This window comes from Streptomyces sp. NPDC003456 (assembly GCF_042878735.1).
Lineage (GTDB): Bacteria > Actinomycetota > Actinomycetes > Streptomycetales > Streptomycetaceae > Streptomyces.
In genome coordinates, this window is the sequence record NZ_JBIAOK010000002.1 from 88,046 (window position 1) to 107,634 (window position 19,589).

At 74.7% G+C, this 19,589-nt stretch carries 18 protein-coding genes; 3 read left to right on the forward strand and 15 right to left on the reverse strand.

Going from position 1 to position 19,589, the window contains the following annotated elements; translation table 11 throughout:
• Window positions 1–49 precede the first annotated feature (49 nt).
• From ACFYWG_RS05925 to ACFYWG_RS05935, 3 genes are all read right to left on the reverse strand, one after another.
• On the reverse strand, window positions 50–1,489 hold the full coding sequence (locus ACFYWG_RS05925) for a PLP-dependent aminotransferase family protein (protein ID WP_389199589.1): 1,440 nt from the start codon (window positions 1,487–1,489) through the stop codon (window positions 50–52).
• A gap of 102 nt (window positions 1,490–1,591) precedes the next feature.
• On the reverse strand, window positions 1,592–2,422 hold the full coding sequence (locus ACFYWG_RS05930; protein WP_383501261.1) for an alpha/beta fold hydrolase: 831 nt from the start codon (window positions 2,420–2,422) through the stop codon (window positions 1,592–1,594).
• Window positions 2,423–2,531: 109 nt separating this feature from the next.
• Window positions 2,532–3,185: an NADPH-dependent F420 reductase gene (locus ACFYWG_RS05935; protein ID WP_383501264.1), complete on the reverse strand. Its 654-nt coding sequence runs from the start codon at window positions 3,183–3,185 to the stop codon at window positions 2,532–2,534.
• Between the two features lie 111 nt (window positions 3,186–3,296).
• On the opposite strand from ACFYWG_RS05935, the gene ACFYWG_RS05940 reads away from it, so the two are divergent.
• Complete coding sequence (locus tag ACFYWG_RS05940) at window positions 3,297–4,181, forward strand: RNA polymerase sigma-70 factor (protein ID WP_385421058.1); 885 nt, start codon at window positions 3,297–3,299, stop codon at window positions 4,179–4,181.
• Between the two features lie 168 nt (window positions 4,182–4,349).
• Window positions 4,350–5,111, forward strand: a complete 762-nt coding sequence (locus ACFYWG_RS05945; RefSeq protein ID WP_376326150.1) for a GntR family transcriptional regulator — start codon at window positions 4,350–4,352, stop codon at window positions 5,109–5,111.
• Between the two features lie 37 nt (window positions 5,112–5,148).
• Here the strand turns inward: ACFYWG_RS05945 and ACFYWG_RS05950 are convergent, their stop codons facing one another.
• Window positions 5,149–6,306, reverse strand: a complete 1,158-nt coding sequence (locus tag ACFYWG_RS05950; RefSeq protein ID WP_376326152.1) for an ROK family transcriptional regulator — start codon at window positions 6,304–6,306, stop codon at window positions 5,149–5,151.
• Between the two features lie 358 nt (window positions 6,307–6,664).
• On the opposite strand from ACFYWG_RS05950, the gene ACFYWG_RS05955 reads away from it, so the two are divergent.
• A complete protein-coding gene (locus ACFYWG_RS05955; RefSeq protein ID WP_376326153.1) occupies window positions 6,665–7,096 on the forward strand; it encodes a hypothetical protein in 432 nt (143 codons plus the stop codon).
• Window positions 7,097–7,184: 88 nt separating this feature from the next.
• Here the strand turns inward: ACFYWG_RS05955 and mug are convergent, their stop codons facing one another.
• The 11 genes from mug to bioD form a co-directional block, all read right to left on the reverse strand.
• The gene (gene mug / locus ACFYWG_RS05960) at window positions 7,185–7,757 is read right to left on the reverse strand and encodes a G/U mismatch-specific DNA glycosylase (RefSeq protein WP_383501276.1); all 573 of its coding nucleotides are present in this window, start codon (window positions 7,755–7,757) and stop codon (window positions 7,185–7,187) included.
• A 13-nt stretch (window positions 7,758–7,770) separates the two neighbouring features.
• Window positions 7,771–9,213, reverse strand: coding sequence for an adenylosuccinate lyase (purB, locus tag ACFYWG_RS05965; protein ID WP_333929859.1), 1,443 nt, complete (start codon window positions 9,211–9,213; stop codon window positions 7,771–7,773).
• 126 nt (window positions 9,214–9,339) lie between these two features.
• Window positions 9,340–10,119: an SGNH/GDSL hydrolase family protein gene (locus ACFYWG_RS05970; RefSeq protein WP_383501280.1), complete on the reverse strand. Its 780-nt coding sequence runs from the start codon at window positions 10,117–10,119 to the stop codon at window positions 9,340–9,342.
• 145 nt (window positions 10,120–10,264) lie between these two features.
• On the reverse strand, window positions 10,265–11,278 hold the full coding sequence (locus ACFYWG_RS05975; protein ID WP_383501283.1) for a hemolysin family protein: 1,014 nt from the start codon (window positions 11,276–11,278) through the stop codon (window positions 10,265–10,267).
• Window positions 11,275–12,615, reverse strand: coding sequence for a hemolysin family protein (locus tag ACFYWG_RS05980; protein ID WP_376326161.1), 1,341 nt, complete (start codon window positions 12,613–12,615; stop codon window positions 11,275–11,277). Before ACFYWG_RS05980 ends, ACFYWG_RS05975 begins: the two co-directional genes overlap by 4 nt.
• Window positions 12,616–12,756: 141 nt before the next feature.
• Window positions 12,757–13,191, reverse strand: a complete 435-nt coding sequence (locus tag ACFYWG_RS05985; protein WP_376326162.1) for a GNAT family N-acetyltransferase — start codon at window positions 13,189–13,191, stop codon at window positions 12,757–12,759.
• A gap of 108 nt (window positions 13,192–13,299) precedes the next feature.
• Complete coding sequence (locus tag ACFYWG_RS05990; protein ID WP_385421053.1) at window positions 13,300–15,867, reverse strand: ABC transporter permease; 2,568 nt, start codon at window positions 15,865–15,867, stop codon at window positions 13,300–13,302.
• 4 nt (window positions 15,868–15,871) lie between these two features.
• Entirely contained in the window at window positions 15,872–16,687 is an 816-nt protein-coding gene (locus ACFYWG_RS05995) for an ABC transporter ATP-binding protein (RefSeq protein ID WP_376326166.1), read from the reverse strand.
• Between the two features lie 326 nt (window positions 16,688–17,013).
• Window positions 17,014–17,691: a class I SAM-dependent methyltransferase gene (locus tag ACFYWG_RS06000; protein ID WP_376326168.1), complete on the reverse strand. Its 678-nt coding sequence runs from the start codon at window positions 17,689–17,691 to the stop codon at window positions 17,014–17,016.
• Window positions 17,692–17,829: 138 nt separating this feature from the next.
• On the reverse strand, window positions 17,830–18,729 hold the full coding sequence (gene bla / locus ACFYWG_RS06005) for a class A beta-lactamase (RefSeq protein WP_389199597.1): 900 nt from the start codon (window positions 18,727–18,729) through the stop codon (window positions 17,830–17,832).
• A 134-nt stretch (window positions 18,730–18,863) separates the two neighbouring features.
• Window positions 18,864–19,589, reverse strand: coding sequence for a dethiobiotin synthase (bioD, locus tag ACFYWG_RS06010; protein ID WP_383501298.1), 726 nt, complete (start codon window positions 19,587–19,589; stop codon window positions 18,864–18,866).

Genomic DNA, 19,589 nt, shown 5'->3' on the forward strand with positions numbered 1-19,589 from the left:
GCCCCGGCGCCGACCGGCGCGGCGGCACCCGCCCCGGCCGGCGTCGCCCTCAGCCGGCGACCGCCTCCGCCATCAGCCGTACGCCTTCGTGGATCCGGGCGGGCGGCACATGGGCGTAGCCCAGGACCAGCCGTACCTCCTTCGCCCCGTCACCGGTGCCGGGTGCGTGCGCGTACGCCGACAGCGGGCGCACCGCCACCCCGGCCCGCGCCACCCCGGCGAGGAACCGCGACTCGGGCCCGTAACGCTCCGGGAGCGCGGCGATCACGTGCAGCCCGGCCGCGATGCCCGAGACGGCCGAGCCGGGGAAGTGCGCGTCCAGCGCGGCGACCAGGGCGTCCCGGCGCTCTCGGTAGGCGCGCTGGCAGCGGCGCAACTGGCGGTCGTAGTCGCCGCGTTCCAGGAAACGGGCGAACAGGGCCTGGTCGAGGGCCGGGTGGCCGAGGTCCATGGTGCGCTTGCGCTCCACGACCTCCTCCGTCCACGACTCCGGCACCAGCAGCCAGCCCAGCCGCAGTCCGGGAGCCAGGGACTTGCTGACCGAGCCGGTGTAGGCCACGCGGTCGGGATCGAGGCCCTGGAGCGCGCCGACGGGGGCGCGGTCGTAACGGAAGTCGCCGTCGTAGTCGTCCTCCAGGACGAGCCCGTCGACCGACCGGGCCCAGTCGAGCAGTGCGGCGCGGCGGCGGGCCGAGCAGGCGATGCCGGTGGGGAACTGGTGGGCCGGTGTCGTCACCAGCGACCGGACGCCCGAGGCCCGCAGCGGTTCCAGGGCGATGCCCTCGTCGTCGAGGGGCAGCGGCACGGCCGTGACGCCGGCCGAGCCGTACAGCGCGTCGTGCTGGGGGCTGCCGGGGTCCTCCACACCGACGGTGCGGATGCCGCGGGCGTGCAGCGCGTACCCGATCAGGGTGGTCGCCTGGGCCACCCCGGAGACCACGACGATCCGCTCCGGGTCGGCCACCACGCCCCGCCGCCGGGAGAGCAGTTCGGCCAGCGCCGTCCGCAGCCGGGGCAGGCCGCGCGGATCGGGATAGCCCAGCTCCCGGTGGGGCAGCTCCGCCAGCACTCCGCGCTGCGCCGCCGCCCAGGCCGAGCGCGGGAACAACGCGAGGTCCGGTGTGCCGGGCACGAAGTCGGCCCGGGTGCCGGGGGAGCGGGGCGCGAGGTCACGCGCCCCGGGCCGGGCGGACCGCACGGCGTCGCCCACCCAGGTCCCGGCACCCCGGCCGCTGCGCAGATAGCCCTCGGCCGTGAGCTGCTCGTACGCCTCCGTGACCAGCCCGCGGGAGACACCCAGGTCCGCGGCCAGGTCCCGGCTCGACGGCAGCCGCGTGCCCGGGGCGAGCCGTCCGGAGCGGACCGCTTCGCGCAGCGCCGCCTGCAGCGAGCGGCCCCGGGTGCGCGCGGGAGCCGCGGCGGCGGGGAGCAGCAGCTCCCAGGCGGCGGACGCGCTGCCGCCGCCCGGATCACTGTGTGCTGACCTCATGAGGGGAGACCTTAGAGGCTGCGCCCGCCCCGCCGGGCGGCCCGGGGTGTCGCCCGCCCGTCCGCGGATGCCCGCGCGGCCGCCGCTCGCCGCGGCGCGAGGTCAGCGGCTGCCGTCCAGCACCACCCGGGCCACCAGCGCCGGATCGTCGTTCATCGGGACGTGGCCGCAGCCCCGCAGCCGTACGAGCCGGGCCTGGGGGATGACGGTCTTGGCGCGCACGCCCTGGCGCGGGACCAGCAGCCGGTCCCGGTCGCCCCAGGCGACGGTGACGGGCGTGCCGACCACGTCGTGCGTGAACCGCACGGTCCGGCCCGAGTGGAGCGTCTCGAAGAAGCCCTGGGCCCGGGCCAGGGCGAGTGTCTCGGCGATCACCGCCTCGGGTGCACGGCGCCCCGGCCGGGCGTAGATGCTGCTGGTCAGCAGGGTGCGGCCGAGTGCGGGCCGGGCCAGCCGCTCCACCACCGGCAGGGGCATGCGCTGGGCGATGCCCCGCATGGCGGTCAGCACGGCGAAGGCGTAGCGGCGCTCGATGTCGTTCCAGAACCCGGCGGGGGACAGGGCGGTGACGGACCGCACCAGGGAGGCCCGGGCCAGATCCAGGGCGAGCAGGCCGCCCAGCGAGTTGCCCGCCACATGGGGCCGTTCGATGTCGAGCGCGCCGCACAGGGCCTTCAGGACGGCGCTCATCGTGGGCAGGTCGTGCGCCATGCCGTCCGGCAGCGCCGGCGACGCGCCGCAGCCCGGCAGGTCCAGGGCGATCACGTCCCGCTCGGCGGCGAGGGCGGGGATCACCGGGTCCCACGCCTGCCGGTGGTGCCCGATGCCGTGCAGCAGGAGCAGCGGGTCGCCGCTGCCCTTGCGGGTGTACGACAGGGTCACGGTTCGCTCGCCGCGCGGGGTGGCGACGTCGAAGGAGACGGTGGCGGACATGGGGTGCTCCTCGGCTGTGCTCGCTGACGGACGCTGCGGACAGCTTGGCAGCACTTGCTACCGACGGGTAGCCCCCAGCGGTCTCCGTCTCCGGGACCCCGTGAAGGACTCAACGGGCCGTGCGCACCTCCACGTTGAACTCCGCGTGCCCCAGCTTCCGCATGAGGTCCACCCACAGGGGCAGGTACATCTCCACCGACCGGGCCGCCCGGATGCCGCCGAGGTCGAGCACCCGGTCCGCCGGCCAGCCGAACTCGCCGAGCAGCCCCGTCACCCGCAGCTTGGCGTCCGCGTCGTCCCCGCAGACGAAGACCTGGTGCTCCCCGGGCACCAGACCGGGCTCCACCATCACCCGGCAGTTGACCGTGTTGAGGGCCTTGACCACGCGCGCGTGCGGGAACGCCCGCTGGATCTGCTCGCCCACGCTGTCCGACTCGACGGGCGACAGCCGCAGCTCCCCCTCCTCGAACGCCAGCGGATTGCAGACGTCGACCAGGACTTTTCCGCCGAGGTTCGCCGCACCGGCCGCCTCCAGGGCGGCGAGCGCCACCCGTCCGCCCACCGCGTTCACCACGACCTCCCCGAACGCCGCCGCCTGCGCGAACGTCCCCGCGCCCGCCCGGGGCCCCGCCGCGGCGGACCACTGCACCGCGGCCGTGTTGTCGGGTGTGCGGGAACCCAGCCGCACCTCGTGCCCCAGCTCGACCAGCCGTCCGCCGAGCGTCCGCCCGACCTGGCCCGTGCCCAGCACCGCGTACCGCATGACCGCCTCCAGGAACCCGTTGTGCCGATCACCTGCCTCCTGTCGGCCATTCTGTCCGGGAAGGACGGGTTCCGCCTGGACAGCGCAACGGCGGTGGGCTGGGATGGGACCGTGACGACCGAGACCGCGACCGACGTCTTCGAAACGCACCGGCCCGTCCTGCTGGGCGTCGCCTACCGCATGCTGGGGCGCGTGGCCGACGCCGAGGACGTCGTGCAGGAGGCATGGCTGCGCTGGTCGGGCGCCGACCGCGGTGACGTGCGCGAGCCCCGCGGCTACCTCGTGCGGATCACCACCCGCCTCGCCATCGACCGGCTGCGCCAGATCAAGTCCCGCGGCGAGACCTACGTCGGCCCCTGGCTGCCCGAGCCGTACGTCACCGACTTCGGCGACACCGTGCCCGACACCGCCGAGCGGGCCGTGCTCGCCGATTCGGTCTCCCTCGCCGTCCTCGTCGTGCTGGAGTCGCTCTCCCCGCTGGAGCGCGCGGTGTTCGTGCTGCGCGAGGCCTTCGGGTTCCCGTACGCCGACATCGCCGCCATGCTCGACCGGGGCGAACCGGCCGTCCGCCAGCTGGCCGGGCGGGCCCGCAAGCACGTGGAGGAACGCCGGCCCCGCTACCGGGTCGACCCCGCCCAGCGCCGTGACCTCACCGAACGGTTCCTCGCCGCCGCGGCCGACGGCGACCTGGACGGGCTGATGGCCCTGCTCGCCCCGGACGTCCGGCTCGTCGGGGACAGCGGCGGCAAGTCCCGGGCCCCCTTGCGGGTGCTGCACACTGCGGACAAGGTCGGCCGGTTCCTCGTCGGCGCCGCGCGCAAGGGCGTCGAGGACTTCTCGGTCCGCCTCCTGGAACTCAACGGCGGCCCGGCGGTGCTGGTGCTGTCCGGCGGCAGGCCCGACTCGGTCTTCCAGCTCGACGTGGCCGACGGCCGCGTCCAGGCCGTCTACGTGGTGCGCAATCCCGACAAGTTGCGGACCCTGCCCCCGGCCTAACGGGCGCCGGACGGCCCCGGCGCGCCGAGTGTCAACGCGCCGTGAACGTTCCCGGCATTGGTCTTGACCAAGTATCAGGGCCGTCCTATGGTCGCAGATAAGTGCAACAACCTTTAATAAACAAGGGCGCTAAAACGAAGCCGACCACGGCGAATTGCGGAGGACAGGGTGGGGACCACGCAGTTGGAACCGGTGCCGGAGCCGAAGTACTGGCACCTCAAGACCGTGCTCAGCCAAGCGCTCGACTCGGAGTTCGCGGTGGGGGAGATCCTGCCCAACGAGCGTGATCTCGCGGCCCGTTTCGGCGTCGCCCGCGCCACGCTCCGGCAGGCCCTGGAGCAGCTCGAACTGGAAGGCAGGCTGCAGCGCCGCCGCGGGGTTGGCACCACGGTCGCACCGCCCCGCATGGGCGTCTCCCTCGGCACGGGCCCGCACACCTGGCCGGGCGGCCCCGACGACGCCTGGCAGCCCGTCGACTGCACGGCCGCGGTACCCCCGGCCTCCGTCGCCGGGACCCTGGAGACCCGCGACGACGAGCCCGTGCACGTCGTGCGCCGCTTCCGCGTCTCCCACGGCCGCCCGGTCGCGGCCGAACTGCTCTACATCCCCGAGTCCTCGGTGCCGGAGCTCTCCGGCATCGACGCGCCCTCCGGGGCCGCCCGCGCGCGTGCGGTCCTGCGCGAACTACAGCGCCTGGAGCTCGACCGGCAGGAGAACGCGGTGGAGCTGGGATCGGCCGGGGCGGACGACGCCCGGGAGCTCGACCGGCTGCCCGGGGCGCCCGTCCTGGTGGTGACGACCAGGTTCGTCACGGCGGGGCGCACGGCCGCGCTGTCCGTCGCCACCTACCGGGCCGACACCTGCCGGCTCACCTTCGGGGACACCGGGCGCGTGGAGATCCACGACGGCCCGCAACGCCAGGCCTCCTGAAGCCGGCGGCGCTCCCGGCCCGCCCCCGCCCCGTCCGTCAGCGGCGCGGGGTGGTCGTGCCCTCCACGCTGAACAACTGCTCCTCCACGTGGTCCAGGGCGAGCCGCAGCGCCCCCGTCGCCACCGCCGCGTCACCCAGCCGGGACAGCGCCACCTGCGGCGGGCGCAGGCAGTACCGGGCCAGTTCCCGGCGCAGGGGGTCCAGGACACCGTCCAGCCCCGCGGCCCAGCCGCCGATGACGACCAGCTCGGGATCGAGGGCGAGGACCAGGGCCGCCACGTCGTGGACCAGACGCTGCAGGAAGCGGTCGACGGCCGCCCGGGCCCGCTGGTCGCCCTCGCGGGCCTGGGCGAAGACCCCGGCGACCGCCTGCTCGTCCAGCGGCGGCAGCGGCTCGTCGGTGGTCGACAGCAGCGTCTCGGGGGTGACCTCACGGCCCAGCAGGTGCAGCGCGCCGATCTCCCCGGCGGCTCCGCCGTAGCCGCGGTGCAGCCGCCCCCCGATCAGCGAGCCGGCGCCCGGGCTCAGACCGGCCAGGACGAAGACCACGTCGTCCGTCTCGGCCGCCGCGCCCTTCCAGTGCTCGGCGACGACCGCCGCGTTGGCGTCGTTCTCCACCAGCACCGGGCACTTGAAGGACCGGCCCAGCCGCTCGCCCAGCCGCAGCCCCGTCCAGCCCGGCAGCGCGGTGCCCAGCCGCACGGTCCCGTCCGCCTCGACGATGCCGGGCGTCGCCACCCCGACGGCCCGCAGCGAGCCGCGGGCCACCCCTGCCCGGCGCAGCAGCTCGGCGACGGCTCCGCGCAGCCGCTCCAGCCGCTCGTCGGCCTCCGCGGTCTCGGGGACGTCCCGGGCCTGGGAGCCGATCACCCGGCCGTCCAGGTCCGCCAGCAGCGCGGCCACCCGGCGGGCCCCGATCTCCAGCCCGAGCAGGTGCCCGGCCTCGGCCCGGAACCGGAACCGCCGCGCGGGCCGCCCCTGCCGCCGCGCGGCACCCTCCTCGGCCGCCTTCTCCACGACCAGCCCGGCCTCGATCAGTCCCTCCACGACGCCCTCGACGGTCGGCCGGGACAGGCCCGTCACCCGGGTGATCTCGGTCAGCGTCGCGCAGTCCGTGGCACGCAACGCGTGCAGCACCACCGCGGAGTTGATCCTGCGCAGCAGCGAGGGGTCCCCGCCGGTCAGCCGCCCCACCGTCCGTCCTCCCAGGTCGTGCGCGTGTTGGCCGGATCGTACTTGGCCCGGCCCGCCCCGGCGAGGGGAGGGCACCCGGATGCTGTGGCCCGCTCTGCGTGACGCACCCCGATTCCCGGGCGGCGGTCCCGGCCTGCGCGGGTCCGGCGGGGCTGCGGACCCCCCGCCCGAGCAGCACCGCCGCCGCGCCACGGCCCACCACGCCCGGACTCACCGGCGAACAGCCGCAGGGCGGGCGGCACGAGGTCGCCACGCCGGACAGCGAAGTCGCCGCCCTCGCGCCGGAGTTCGCCGCCAAGTGCCCGGACGGCCGGATGACGCCCCGCCAACTGTCAGTGGCGGCGGGTTTACTGGAGCCATGGACATCGCACAGCACATCGCCCTCATCGACGAGCTGTGCCACCGCCCTTTCCCGGCGGAGCACGGCCCGTCGGACGTCGGCGTCTCCGGACCCGGCCACCACACGGCGGTGCTGGCGACCGCGCCGGACGGCGACCCGGCGCTGCGGGCGGTGACGGTGGGCCAGTTCGAGAAGGACCGCGACGCCGTGCACGAGGTCCTGGCGTCCCGCTGGGGTGACGCGGACGCGTACAACCTGCTCACGGTCCTGCTGCGCACCGAGCGGGAGGAGATACCCCGGCCGTGGGCCGAGTTGAGCCAGCGGGCGGGCGCGGCCCACCTGTGGGAGGTGAAGGGCACCGGACGCTGGGTCGCCGTGGCGGTCGCCGACCGCGACCCGTCGGACGCGGTCCGGCTCCTCGCGCTGGTCACGGAGACGGATCCTCCGTAGGGACGGATCACGAGACGGATCCGCGCAGGGGCGATGCCCGGAGGCGGATCCGCGTGAGGCGGGAACCACCCCGGCGGATCGGCAGGGCCTACGGCGACGGATCCGCGGTGGCCGACGGGAGCCCGGCGGCCTCCCGCAGCCGGGCGAACTCCTGCGCCATCGTCTCCAGCGTCCAGTGCGCGTTGAGCCCGCTCGGGTTGGGCAGCACCCACACGCGCGTGTCCCCGATCGTCCGGTCCTGGGGCCCGACCCGGGCCTTGCGGTCGTCGAACGCGGCGCGGTACGCGGTCACGCCCACCACCGCCAGCAGGCGCGGGCGCAGCCGCTCCACCTTGGCGGCGAGCAGCCGCCCGCCCTCCCGGTACTCCTCGGCGCTCAGCTCGTCCGCCCGGGCGGACGCCCGCGCCACGACGTTGGTGATGCCCAGCCCGTACGACAGCAGCTCCTCCTGCTCGGCCGGCTTCAGCAGCCGCGGCGTGAAGCCGGACCGGTGCAGCGCGGGCCAGAAGCGGTTGCCCGGGCGGGCGAAGTGGTGGCCCGTCGCGGCGGTCATGAGGCCGGGGTTGATGCCGCAGAACAGCACGTGCAGGCCCTCCGCGACCACGTCGGGCACGACACGGTCGCGGGCGGCCTGGAGCTCCTCGGGGGTGAAGCGCGGCATCAGCGGCGGCGCGTCACAGGATCGCGCCGGGGGTGTAGCCGGCGGCTCGGGGGTGCTGCTTCACGATCTCCTCGACCCGCGCCACGACGGTGGCGACCTGGTCGCCCGCGGCGCCGGTGAAGGACAGCTTGTCCGCCATCAGGGCGTCCAGCTGACCGCGGTCCAGCGGAATGCGCTCGTCGGCGGCCAGCTTGTCGAGCAGTTCGTTGCGCTCGGCGCCCTGCTCCCGCATCGCCAGCGCGGAGGCCACGGCGTTCTCCTTGATCGCCTCGTGGGCGAGCTCCCGGCCGACACCCGCGCGCACGGCGCCCATGAGCACCTTGGTCGTGGCGAGGAAGGGCAGGTAGCGGTCCAGCTCCCGGGCGACGACCGCCGGGAACGCGCCGAACTCGTCCAGCACCGTCAGGAAGGTCTCCAGCAGGCCGTCCAGGGCGAAGAAGGCGTCCGGCAGCGCGACGCGGCGCACCACCGAGCAGGACACGTCGCCCTCGTTCCACTGGTCGCCGGCCAGCTCGCCGGTCATCGAGGCGTAGCCGCGCAGGATGACCATGAGGCCGTTGACGCGCTCGCAGGAACGGGTGTTCATCTTGTGCGGCATCGCCGAGGAGCCGACCTGGCCCGGCTTGAAGCCCTCGGTGACCAGCTCGTGCCCGGCCATCAGCCGGATGGTCTTGGCCAGCGAGGAGGGGGCCGCCGCCAGCTGCACCAGCGCGGTGACGACCTCGTAGTCCAGCGAGCGCGGGTAGACCTGGCCGACGGAGGTGAAGGCCTGCGAGAAGCCCAGGTGCGCGGCGATCCGCTGCTCCAGGTCGGCGAGCTTCGCGGCGTCGCCGCCCAGCAGGTCCAGCATGTCCTGCGCGGTGCCGACCGGGCCCTTGATGCCGCGCAGCGGGTAACGGCCCAGCAGCTCCTCGACGCGGCCGTAGGCGACGAGCAGCTCGTCGGCGGCGGTCGCGAAGCGCTTGCCGAGGGTGGTGGCCTGTGCGGCCACGTTGTGGGAGCGGCCGGCCATGACCAGCTCGCCGTACTCGCCGGCCAGCCTGCCGAGCCGGGCCAGGACCGCCACCGTGCGGTCGCGCATCAGCTCCAGCGAGAGCCGGATCTGCAGCTGCTCGACGTTCTCGGTGAGGTCGCGGGAGGTCATGCCCTTGTGCACGTGCTCGTGCCCGGCGAGGTCGTTGAACTCCTCGATCCGCGCCTTCACGTCGTGGCGCGTGACCTTCTCGCGCTCGGCGACGGAGGCCAGGTCGACGGTGTCCAGCACCCGCTCGTAGTCGGCGAGCGCCGCGTCCGGCACCTCGATCCCGAGGTCCTTCTGGGCGCGCAGCACGGCGAGCCAGAGCTGCCGCTCCAGCCTCACCTTCTGCTCGGGCGACCAGAGCGTGGCGAGCTCGGCGGAGGCGTAGCGTCCGGCGAGGACGTTCGGGATGCGGGGCTTGGCGGGAGCGGAAGTCACGTGCACGGATTCTACTGGCGATTCGTGCAGGCCAGCGCCACGGGTGCCTTCGTCGGAACCTACGAGATCCGCGCCACAGCGGGCGACCGCGCGACGGCCGCCCCCGCTCCGGCGGGCGCCGCGGTGCTACGTCAGGTCCTCGAACGGCAGCAGGTCGGGCCGCTTCGGGGGCAGGCCGTCGCCCGAGGAGCGGCCCGTGAGACGGCGGCCTATCCAGGGGAGCAGGTGCTGCCGCGCGAAGCGCACGTCCGCCACCCGGCGCATGACCCACCCCGGCGGCAGCGTGGCCGGCATCGGCGCGTGCCAGTCGGCGTCCTCCGGCTCGTAGCCCAGCGCCTGCCACACGGCCTCCGCGACCCGGCGGTGTCCCTCGGCCGTCAGGTGCAGCCGGTCCACGTCCCACATCCGCGGATCGCTCAGCGAGCGCGCCCCGTACAGGTCGACGACGAGCGCGCCGTGCCGCGCGGCCAGGTCGTCGACGCAGGCGAACAGCTCCTCCATGCGCGGGCGGAACCGCTCCAGCACGGGCCCCTGGCGACCCGGGCTGCGCATCAGCACGAGCTGCTTGCACGAGGGGGCCAGCTTCTCCACTGCCTCCTCCAGCAGCCCGCGCACCCGGCCCATGTCGCACTTGGGCCGCAGGGTGTCGTTGAGACCGCCGACGAGCGTGATGACGTCCGGCTGCATGGCGGCCGCCACGTCCACCTGCTCCTCGACGATCTGCCGGATCAGCTTCCCGCGGACCGCCAGGTTGGCGTAGCGGAAGCCGGGCGTGAGGGCGGCCATCCGGCCGGCGAGCAGGTCGGCCCAGCCGCGGTAGGTGCCGTCGGGCAGCAGGTCCGACATGCCCTCGGTGAAGGAGTCGCCGAGCGCGACCAGGCTGGTGTGGGTGGGGTTCGTCTGCATGGCGACGGAAATGGTATCCCGTGCACATACCCAGCAGTCGGTCGCCCTCCGTGCCGGCCTCCCGCCTGGCCGCTTCCCGCCGGCTCCCGCCGGCGTACCACCGGCATCGAGCCGGCGTGGCGTCAGGGCACGCCCGGCCGTCGCCTCACGTCCGCTGTCCGAACAGCTCCCGCAGCACGTCCTCCATCGTCACCAGCCCCGCCAGCCGGCCGTCCGTGCCGAGGACCGCCGCGAGGTGCGTGCGGCTGCCCCGCATCGCCGTGAGGACGTCGTCCAGCGGGGTCGCCTCCCGCACGCGCGCGATGGGCCGCATGTCCCGCAGCCGGAACGGCACGTCCCGCCCGACCGCCTCCAGGGCGTCCTTGACGTGCAGGTAGCCGACGATCCGCCGCCCCTCGTCCACCACGGGGAAGCGGGAGAACCCGGACTCGGCGGAGAGCCGCTCCAGCCCGTCGGGCGTGATGCCCACGCTCGCGTACACCACGCGCTCCAGTGGCATCACCACGTCGCGCACCGGGCGCCGCCCCAGCTCCAGGGCGTCGCGCAGCCGCTCCTGGGCACGGTCGTCGATGAGTCCGGCCTCGCCGGAGTCCTTCACGATCTGGGCGATCTCCGCGTCCGAGTAGGAGGCGGAGACCTCCTCCCGGGCCTCCACCCGCAACAGCTTCAGCAGCGCGTTGGCGAAGGCGTTCACGGTGAAGATCACCGGCCGCAGTGCCCGGGACAGCGCCACCAGGGGCGGACCGAGCGCCAGCGCGCTGCGCACCGGCTCGGCGAGCGCGATGTTCTTCGGGACCATCTCGCCGAGCAGCATGTGCAGGTACGTCGCCAGCGCCAGGGCGATCACGAAGGACACCGCGTGCCCCGCCCCCTCGGGGACGCCGACCGCGTGGAACACCGGCTCCAGCAGGTGCGCGATCGCGGGCTCGGCGACCACGCCCAGCACCAGCGTGCACAGCGTGATGCCGAGCTGGGCCGCCGCCATCAGCGCGGACACGTGCTCCAGGCCCCACAGCACGCTCTTGGCCCGCCGGTCGCCCTGGTCGGCGTACGGCTCGATCTGGCTGCGGCGCACCGAGATCAGCGCGAACTCGGCCCCGACGAAGAACGCGTTGACGACGAGCGTCGCCAGGCCGATCAGCAACTGCACGGCGGTCACAGCTCCGCCCCCTTCTCCTCGGGCTTCTCGTCGTCGAGGGGCGCGCGCAGCATGACCCGGGCCGCCCGGCGGCCCGTCGCGTCCAGGACCTCCATCCGCCAGCCCGCGACCTCGAGGAGGTCGCCGGGGGCCGGTATCCGGCCCAGGGTGGCGGCCACCAGCCCGGCCAGCGTCTCGTACGGCCCCTCCGGGGCGCGCAGGCCCACCCGCTCCAGATGGTCCACGCGGGCGGCGCCGTCGGCCGCGTACAGGGCGTGCCCGCTCTCGTCCGTCCCGGCGGGGGCGAGGTCCGGCGTCTCGTGCGGGTCGTGCTCGTCGCGCACCTCGCCGACGACCTCCTCGACGATGTCCTCCAGCGTGGCCACGCCCGCGGTGCCGCCGTACTCGTCGATCACCACGGCCATCGTGCGCTTGCCGGAGAGCCGGTCCAGCAGCCGGTCGACGGTGAGGCTCTCCGGCACGAGCAGCGGCTCGCGCATCAGCTCCGAGACGGGGATCCGGGTGCGGCGCTCGGCGGGCACCGCCAGCACGTCCTTGACGTGGGCCGTCCCGACGACCGAGTCGAGGGTGCCGCGGTAGACGGGGAAGCGGGACAGCCCGGTGGCCCGGGTCGCGTTCGCCACGTCCTCCAGGGTCGCCTGCACCTCCAGCGCGACCACTTGGACCCGGGGTGTCATCACGTTCTGGGCGGTCAGATCGGCGAGGTTCAGGGTCCGCACGAACAGCTCGGCGGTGTCCGGCTCCAGGGCGCCCTCCTTCGCGGAGTGCCGGGCGAGCGCCGCCAGTTCCTGCGGCCCGCGCGCCGAGGCCAGTTCCTCGGCGGGCTCCACACCGATGCGCCGCACGACCCGGTTCGCGGTGTTGTTCAGGTGGGTGATGAACGGCCGGAACACGGCGCTGAACCCGCGCTGGGCGTTGCCGACCGTCTTGGCCACCGCCAGCGGCGAGGAGATCGCCCAGTTCTTGGGCACCAGCTCGCCGACCACCATCAGGAACACCGTCGACAGGGCCGTGCCGATCACCAGCGCCACGCTGCGCGAGGCCGACGCGGAGATGCCGAGGTCCTCCAGCGGCCCGGAGATCAGTGCGGCGATCGACGGCTCGGCGAGCATGCCAACCACCAGGTTCGTGACGGTGATGCCCAGCTGCGCCCCGGACAGCTGGAAGGTCAGGTTCCGTACGGCCTTCAGCGCGCCCTGCGCGCCGCGCTCGCCGCGCTCCGCGGCGCGTTCCAGCTCGGCGCGCTCGACCGTGGTCAGGGAGAACTCGGCGGCGACGAAGGCGCCGCAGGCCAGCGACAGGGCGATCGCCGCCAGGAGCAGAAGCACTTCCGTCATCGGTTCACCCCCGTTCCATGGTTCTCCAGGACGGCGGTGTACGCGCGGGGAGGCTCGCCCATGGGCGGACGCTCACAACCTTTCATGCAGAACCGAGTGGCCCGTCAAGAGTAAAGGATGTGCAAAGTCCGCGGGAGGTGCTCAGACGGACCCGTCGGCGAGGGGTTTCACCCAGCGCCGCCACTGCTCCTCGGCGGCGTACCCGGCGGCCTCCCAGGCGCGGTGAGCGGTCTCGTTCCGGGTCAGCACCATCGCGTCCGCCCGACGCCCGCCGAGCGCCGCGAACCGCTCCTCCGCGGCGGCGAGCAGGGCCGTCGCCACGCCCCGGCGGCGGTGGCGGGGGTGCACGGCCAGCCGGTACAGGTGGCAGCGCCAGCCGTCGAACCCGGCGATCACCGTGCCCGCCGTGCCCTGACCGGTCTCGGCCAGGAGCAGCGCCCCGGGATCACGGGCCAGGAGCCGCTCCACGCCGTCGCGGTCGTCGCTGATGCTCGTGCCCTCGGCGGCCGTCCTCCAGAAGGCCAGCACGGCGTCGAGGTCGTCCCGGGTCGCCGCCCTGATGCGCAACTCGTCCATGCGGACGATCCCAGCAGGAACGACCCGCACCGACAGGCCGTTTCACGATGCGGACGCCCTCGCCGGTCCCGGACGCCTTCGCCGCCCCGGCCGCCCTCGTGCGGGCGGTCAGTCGTGCGCGATGGCCGCCAGCACGTTCATGCGCGAGGCCCGCAGTGCCGGCAGCAGCGCGGCCACCACCCCGATCACCGCCGAACCGACCACGACCGCGACGATCGTGGACCACGGGATCGCGAGGACCGTCATGCCCTGCAGGGCGAGCACCTCGTGGGTGCACACACCCCACACCAGCCCCAGGCCGAGCCCCAGCACGGCGCCGAACACCGCGATCACCACCGACTCCAGCCGGATCATGCGCCGCAGCTGACGCCGGGCCAGCCCGATCGCCCGCAGCAGCCCGATCTCCCGGGTCCGCTCGACGACCGACAGGGCCAGCGTGTTGACCACACCGAGCACCGCGATGACGATCGCCAGCCCCAGCAGCGCGTACACGAGGTACAGCAGCACGGCGATCTGGTCGCGGACCAGTTGCTTGTAGTCGGCCAGGTCCCGCACCTGCACCTGGGGATAGGGGTCGAGGGTCTTCTCCAGGTTCGCGCGCAGCTCGTCGTCACCGGTGCCCGGGGCGGCGTTGACGTACAGGGCGGAGTCCTGGCCGCCCGGCGCGTACCGCTCCAGCGTGCCGAGGCCGAAGTAGAGCCCGCCCTGCGTGCCGAAGCCCTCGGCGGCGTCCTGGTCGGTGAGGGCGCCGACCGTCAGCTCGGCCCGGCGCCCGCCCTGGAACTCGACCGGCAGGATGCTGCCGGCCCGCACGCCGTGGTCGCGGGCGAAGTCGCGGTCCATGGCCAGGTACCCGGGGGCGAGCGCGGCGGCCGAGTCGCCCCGCGTGTAGGTGATGTCGGCGACGTCGTCGAGCCGGGGGTCGTAGGCCGCCGCCGTGGTCTCCACGCGATCGCCGTCCGGCAGGCGCACCGCGACCGGCGTGAACCGGCCGCGCACCACCAGGCCGACGCCCTCGGTGCCGCGCACGGCGTCGGTGACCTCTTCCGGGAACGGCAGGAAGTTGGTGTTCTGCACGACGAAGTCGGCACCCAGCGTCCGGTCGATCTGCCGGTCGAACGAGGCCGTCATCGACTCGCTGGCCACCGACATCCCGCCGACCAGGGCGAGCCCCACCATCAGCGCGGCAGCGGTCGCACCGGTGCGCCGGGGATTGCGCAGCGCGTTGCGCTGGCTCATCCGGCCGACCGGACCGAACAGGGCGGGGAACGCGCCGCCGAGCACGCGGATCACCGGGCGGACCAGCAGCGGACCGGCGATCACGGTCGCGACCAGGCTCAGCACCACCCCGAGGCCCAGCAGCGACGCCGCCGACGCCGTCCGGTCCGCCACCGCGCAGCCCACCAGCGCCGCCGCCCCGGCCACCCCGACCACCGCGCCCGCCACCGCCCGCACCCGCAGCGGCCGGCCCACCCCGGCGACCTCGGCGTCCGACAGCGCCGCCATCGGCGAGACGCTCGCGGCCCGGCGCGCCGGCAGGTACGCGGCGACGAAGGTGACCCCGAGACCGACGGCGTACGCCGACACCGGCGTCACCCAGCCGATCTGCATCTCGCCGGCGTCGATGTTCGTGCCCAGCAGCCCCAGCAGGGCGATCAGCCCCGCCGCCAGCCCGATGCCCGCGGCCAGCCCCAGCGTGGAGCCGACCAGGCCGAGCAGCAGGGCCTCGGTGAGCACGGACCGGCGGACCTGGCGCCGGTCCGCCCCCAGGGCCCGCAGCAGCCCCAGCTCCCGGGTGCGCTGCGCGATGAGCATGCTGAACGTGTTGACGATCAGGAACACGCCCACCAGGACGGCGACCCCGGCGAAGCCCAGCATCACGTACTTGATGACGTCGAGGAACCCGCCCAGCTTCTCCACGTCGGACTTGGCCTGCTCGCCGGCCGTCCTGATGTCGTAGGCGCCCGGGCCGAGCGCGGCGGCGACCCGGCGTTCGAGCTGCTCGTCACCGACTCCGGCCGCCGCGTCGACGGAGACGCTGGTGGCGAGTCCCGGCCGGCCGAGCAGTCTCGTCTGCGCGGTCGGGGTGTCGAAGTAGAACCGGGCGGCTCCGGCGTTGGTCGTGGTGAAGCCGACGATCCCGACGACCCGGGCCTCGAACGAGCCGGGGGGCGCGATCACCGTGAGGGTGTCGCCGATGCGCACGTCCCTGCGGCTCGCGGTCTCCTCGTCGACCAGCACCTGGCCGGGACCGCGCGGGGCGCGGCCGGAGGTGAGCTCCACCGGGCTGCGCTCGTCGGGGGTCCAGGCACCGCCCAGCGCGGGCGCGCCGGTGGTCGGGCTCACGGCCTCCTTGTCCCGGTCGACGACCGTGAGGCCCGAGACCTCGACGTCGGCCCGGGCCGCGGCGACCCCGTCGACCCGGCGCACGCGTTCGGCCAGCGACGCCGGGAGGGTGGCCGTCCGCCCCGAGGGCACCGCCTCGTCGAGGCCCTCCCGGGGGCTGACCGTGACGTCGGCGGCGGTGGAGGCGAACAGCCGGTCGAAGGTGTGACCGACGGTGTCCGAGAAGATCAGGCTGCCCACCACGAACGCGACGGACAGCAGCACGGCGAGCGCCGAGAGCAGCAGCCGCCCCTTGTGGGCCAGGAAGCTCCTCAGGGTCGCCTTGAGCACGGTGTCAGTTCCCCGGGCCGGCCGCCGGGGCGTCCCCGGACCGGGAGCGGACCACGTCGAACCGCTTCATCCGCTCCAGCACGGCGTCCGCCGTCGGCCGCGGCATCTCGTCCACGAGCCGGCCGTCGCCGAGGAAGAGCACGAGGTCGGCGTGGGCGGCGGCGCCCGGGTCGTGGGTCACCATGACGACGGTCTGTCCCAGCCGGTCCACCGCCTCCCGCAGGAAGCCCAGCACTTCGAGGCCGGCCCGGGAGTCGAGGTTGCCCGTCGGCTCGTCGGCGAAGATCAGCTCCGGCCGGGACGCCAGCGCCCGCGCGCACGCCACGCGCTGCTGCTGCCCGCCCGACAGCTGCGACGGGCGGTGCCCCAGCCGGTCGCGCAGACCCAGGGTGTCGATCACCCGGTCCAGCCACTCCTCGTCGGGCCGCTTGCCCGCGATGTCCATGGGCAGGGTGATGTTCTCGCGCGCGTTCAGGGTGGGGATGAGGTTGAACGACTGGAACATGAACCCGATCCGGTCCCTGCGCAGCCGGGTGAGGTCCCGCTCCTTCAGACCCGTGATCTCCGTGCCGCCGAGCCACACCTGACCGGCCGAGACCGTGTCGAGCCCGGCCAGGCAGTGCATCAGCGTGGACTTGCCGGAGCCCGACGGGCCCATGACCGCGGTGAACCGGCCGCGGACGATGTCCACGTCCACGGAGTCCAGCGCGAGCACGGCCGTCTCGCCGGAGCCGTACGCCTTCGTCAGGGCGCGGGCCCGGGCCGCGATCCCGTCGGCCGGCGCGAGACCGGGAGCGTGCTCCGCAGCAGGTGTGGACAAGGCGCCTCCTCAGGTGACACGGGCACGCGCACCGCACCCGTCCGGGCACGTCCCCCCGGCCCTACGTCGTCCCCGCCGAGGGTATGTGAGCTGCCCCACATTCGTCATTCTGCACGGTCATCGGTGCCGGCCTCTCTCCGCGCCGGTTCGCTCGGCTCTTCGGGTCGGGCCGCCGCCGTCGGCCGTCCCGTCGGGTGCCGGCCGTCGGGCGTGAGTCCTCAGGCGCCGGTGGCCCGTGAGGCGCCGGGCGGACATGAGGCGCCGGGCGGACATGAGGCGCCGGTCGCCCGTGAGGCGCCGGTCGGGCGTCAGCCGTCGCTGGGCCGTCAGGCGTCGTCGGCCGGGCGCCAGGCCGTGCCCAGGACGCAGTACGACGTGGGCAGGACCGGGCCCTGTTCCGGCATCAGCAGGCGCCGGTAGGGGCCGAGTTCGAAGCCGGCCTCCCGCAGCGCCCGCACCGGGTCCCGGGCCACATGGCAGCCGCCGCTCACCAGCGGCCACACCGTCCGGTCCAGGACGTGCTGCGCGCCGGCCATGGCCCGGCCGCCGCCCCGCCCGTGCTCGAAGAACCGCAGCTCACCGCCCGGCCGCAGTACCCGCCGCAGTTCCCCCAGCGCCCGGGGCACGTCCCGCACGCTGCACAGCACGAGCGACACCACGGCCGCGTCGAAGCCCTCGCTCTTCACCGGCAGCGCCTCCGCCACCCCGGGCGCCACGTCCACCGGGACGTCCGCGCGCAGCGCCGCCTCCACCGCCAGCTGCCGCAGCCGGCGCTCCGGCTCGATGGCGACGACCTCCGCGACCGTGCCCGGGTAGTGCGAGAAGTTCAGGCCGTTGCCCGCGCCGATCTCGATCACCCGCCCGGACAGCCCGGCGAGCAGCCGCTCGCGGACCCGCCCCATGCCCATCCTGGTCTCCGCGGTGACGCTGACCCGGGCGTAGCAGCGGGCGAACAGCGGGTGGTGCACGGCGTCCCGCGGCGCCTTGCCGGAACGGAGCGGCATGGGGGACCTCCCTCACGAGGCGGGCCTCACCGGGATTCTCCCCCGCGCGGAGGCGGCACACCCCTTTCCGTCCCGGCGGGAGTGCGTGGTCCGGCGGGCGTCCGCGGTCGCGGGCCGGGGGGAAGCGGTCCCGGGCCCTCAGGCGAGTTCCGCCGCCACCAAGGCCGCCGCCCGGGCCACCAGCGGGTTGTCCGCGGGGGCGTCCTCCTCCGGCTGGGTGGTGAGGACCGACAGCACGAGGGGCGCACCGCCCGGCGGCCACACGACGCCCACGTCGTTGTTGCCGCCGTGGCGCCCGCCTCCGGTCTTGTCGGCGATCAGCCAGCCGGCGGGCAGCGCCTTGCGGAACTTCTCGCCGCTGGTGGTATTGCGGAGCATCCAGTCCGTCAGCCGTGCCCGGTCACGCCGGTTCAGCGCGTCGCCGAGCACCAGACGCGCGTAGGTGAGGCCGATGGCCCGCGGGGAAGTCGTGTCGGTCTCGCGCCACGGCTCGGCCGAGTTCAGCTCCGGCTCCCAGCGGTCGAGCCGCGTCACGCGGTCACCGACCGAGCGGGCGAAGCGCGTGACGGCCACCGGCCCGCCCAGCTCCACCAGCAGCAGATTGCCGGCCGTGTTGTCGCTGAACCGGATGGTGGCGTCGCACAGTTCGCCGACGGTCATCCCGGTGGCGACGTGCTTCTCGGTGACCGGGGACCAGCCGGACCTCGTCACGTAGTCCTGCGTGTAGTGCACACGCCGGGCCAGGAACGTGCCGTCGCGGTCGAGGTCGCGCAGGACGGCTGCGGCGGCCAGCGTCTTGAACAGCGAGGCCATCGGGAAGCGTTCGTCGGCCCGGTGCACCACCGTCCGGCCCGTGCGCAGGTTCCGCGCGTACACCCCGAGGCGTGCCGTGTGTTCCCGCTCCAGCTCTCTCAGCCGCGCGGTGGCACCACCGGCGCCGGTCGCTGCCCGGGCCGTGCCGCCGCCCAGCGCGAGGGCGGCGGCCGCACCCAGGGTGAGGGCGGTACGGCGGGAGGGGGTTGAAGGTCGGGCGTGCACGGTGGTCCTTCCGGACGAGCGACGGAGCGGCGGATGCGGGGATCGGAGCATGATCGCCCGCGTACGTCCACACGCGCTCACACCCGTGAGCGGTTTCACCGCCGCGCCCACCGCAACGGTCAGCCCCTGGCACGTCATGCCGGCCGGGGCGCCTCCCGGGTTTCGAAGGCCGCCGCGTCCCACGTGCCGTCCAGACGCGGTCCGAGCCACCCCGGCGCCGACGCCCGGAACACGGCGGGGGACAGGGTCCCCGACCCCTCGGGGACCGCCCCGAGCAGGGGTGCCCCGGCGACCTCCGGAAGGTCCGCGAGATTGCACCGCGCGGCCAGGTCCGGCTCGGCGGGCCAGCTCCCGATCACGATCCCGGCCAGGTCCAGGCGGCGCCGCCCCAGCTCACGGGCCGTCAGCTCCGTGGTGTTCAGCGTGCCGAGCCCCGCCTGCACCACGACCAGCACCGGCGCCGACAGCAGCCCGGCCGCGTCCGCCAGTGTGCCGCCGTCCGCGTCGAACCGTACGAGCAGCCCGCCCGCGCCCTCCACCAGCACCAGGTCGTGCTCGGTGGCCAGCTTGGCCGCGGCCTCCGCGACCTCGTGCGGGCGCACCGGGTCCCGGCCGGCCCGGCGGGCCGCGGTGGCCGGGGCCAACGGATCGGGATACCGGGCCAGTTCGGCCGTCGTCACCGGGCCCGCCAGACGGGCGGCCTCCGCCGCGTCCCCGGCCTCGTCCGGCAGCACACCCGTCTGCGCCGCCTTCAGCACGGCCACCGTACGGCCCGCCGCCAGCGCGGCGGCGGCGACGGCGGCGGTCACGACGGTCTTGCCGACCTCCGTGCCCGTGCCCGTGATCACCAGTACCGGCAT

Bases quoted from the DNA above. Each gene is read 5' to 3' on its own strand.
- ACFYWG_RS05935 (WP_383501264.1), bottom strand. From the start codon at position 3,185: ATGCGGTACGCGGTGCTGGGCACGGGCCAGGTCGGGCGGACGCTCGGC.
- ACFYWG_RS05925 (WP_389199589.1), bottom strand. From the start codon at position 1,489: ATGAGGTCAGCACACAGTGATCCGGGCGGCGGCAGCGCGTCCGCCGCC.
- ACFYWG_RS05985 (WP_376326162.1), bottom strand. From the start codon at position 13,191: ATGGACGAGTTGCGCATCAGGGCGGCGACCCGGGACGACCTCGACGCC.
- ACFYWG_RS05970 (WP_383501280.1), bottom strand. From the start codon at position 10,119: ATGCAGACGAACCCCACCCACACCAGCCTGGTCGCGCTCGGCGACTCC.
- ACFYWG_RS06000 (WP_376326168.1), bottom strand. From the start codon at position 17,691: ATGCCGCTCCGTTCCGGCAAGGCGCCGCGGGACGCCGTGCACCACCCG.
- ACFYWG_RS05930 (WP_383501261.1), bottom strand. From the start codon at position 2,422: ATGTCCGCCACCGTCTCCTTCGACGTCGCCACCCCGCGCGGCGAGCGA.
- ACFYWG_RS05980 (WP_376326161.1), bottom strand. From the start codon at position 12,615: ATGACGGAAGTGCTTCTGCTCCTGGCGGCGATCGCCCTGTCGCTGGCC.
- mug (WP_383501276.1), bottom strand. From the start codon at position 7,757: ATGCCGCGCTTCACCCCCGAGGAGCTCCAGGCCGCCCGCGACCGTGTC.
- bioD (WP_383501298.1), bottom strand. From the start codon at position 19,589: ATGCCGGTACTGGTGATCACGGGCACGGGCACGGAGGTCGGCAAGACC.
- ACFYWG_RS05955 (WP_376326153.1), top strand. From the start codon at position 6,665: ATGGACATCGCACAGCACATCGCCCTCATCGACGAGCTGTGCCACCGC.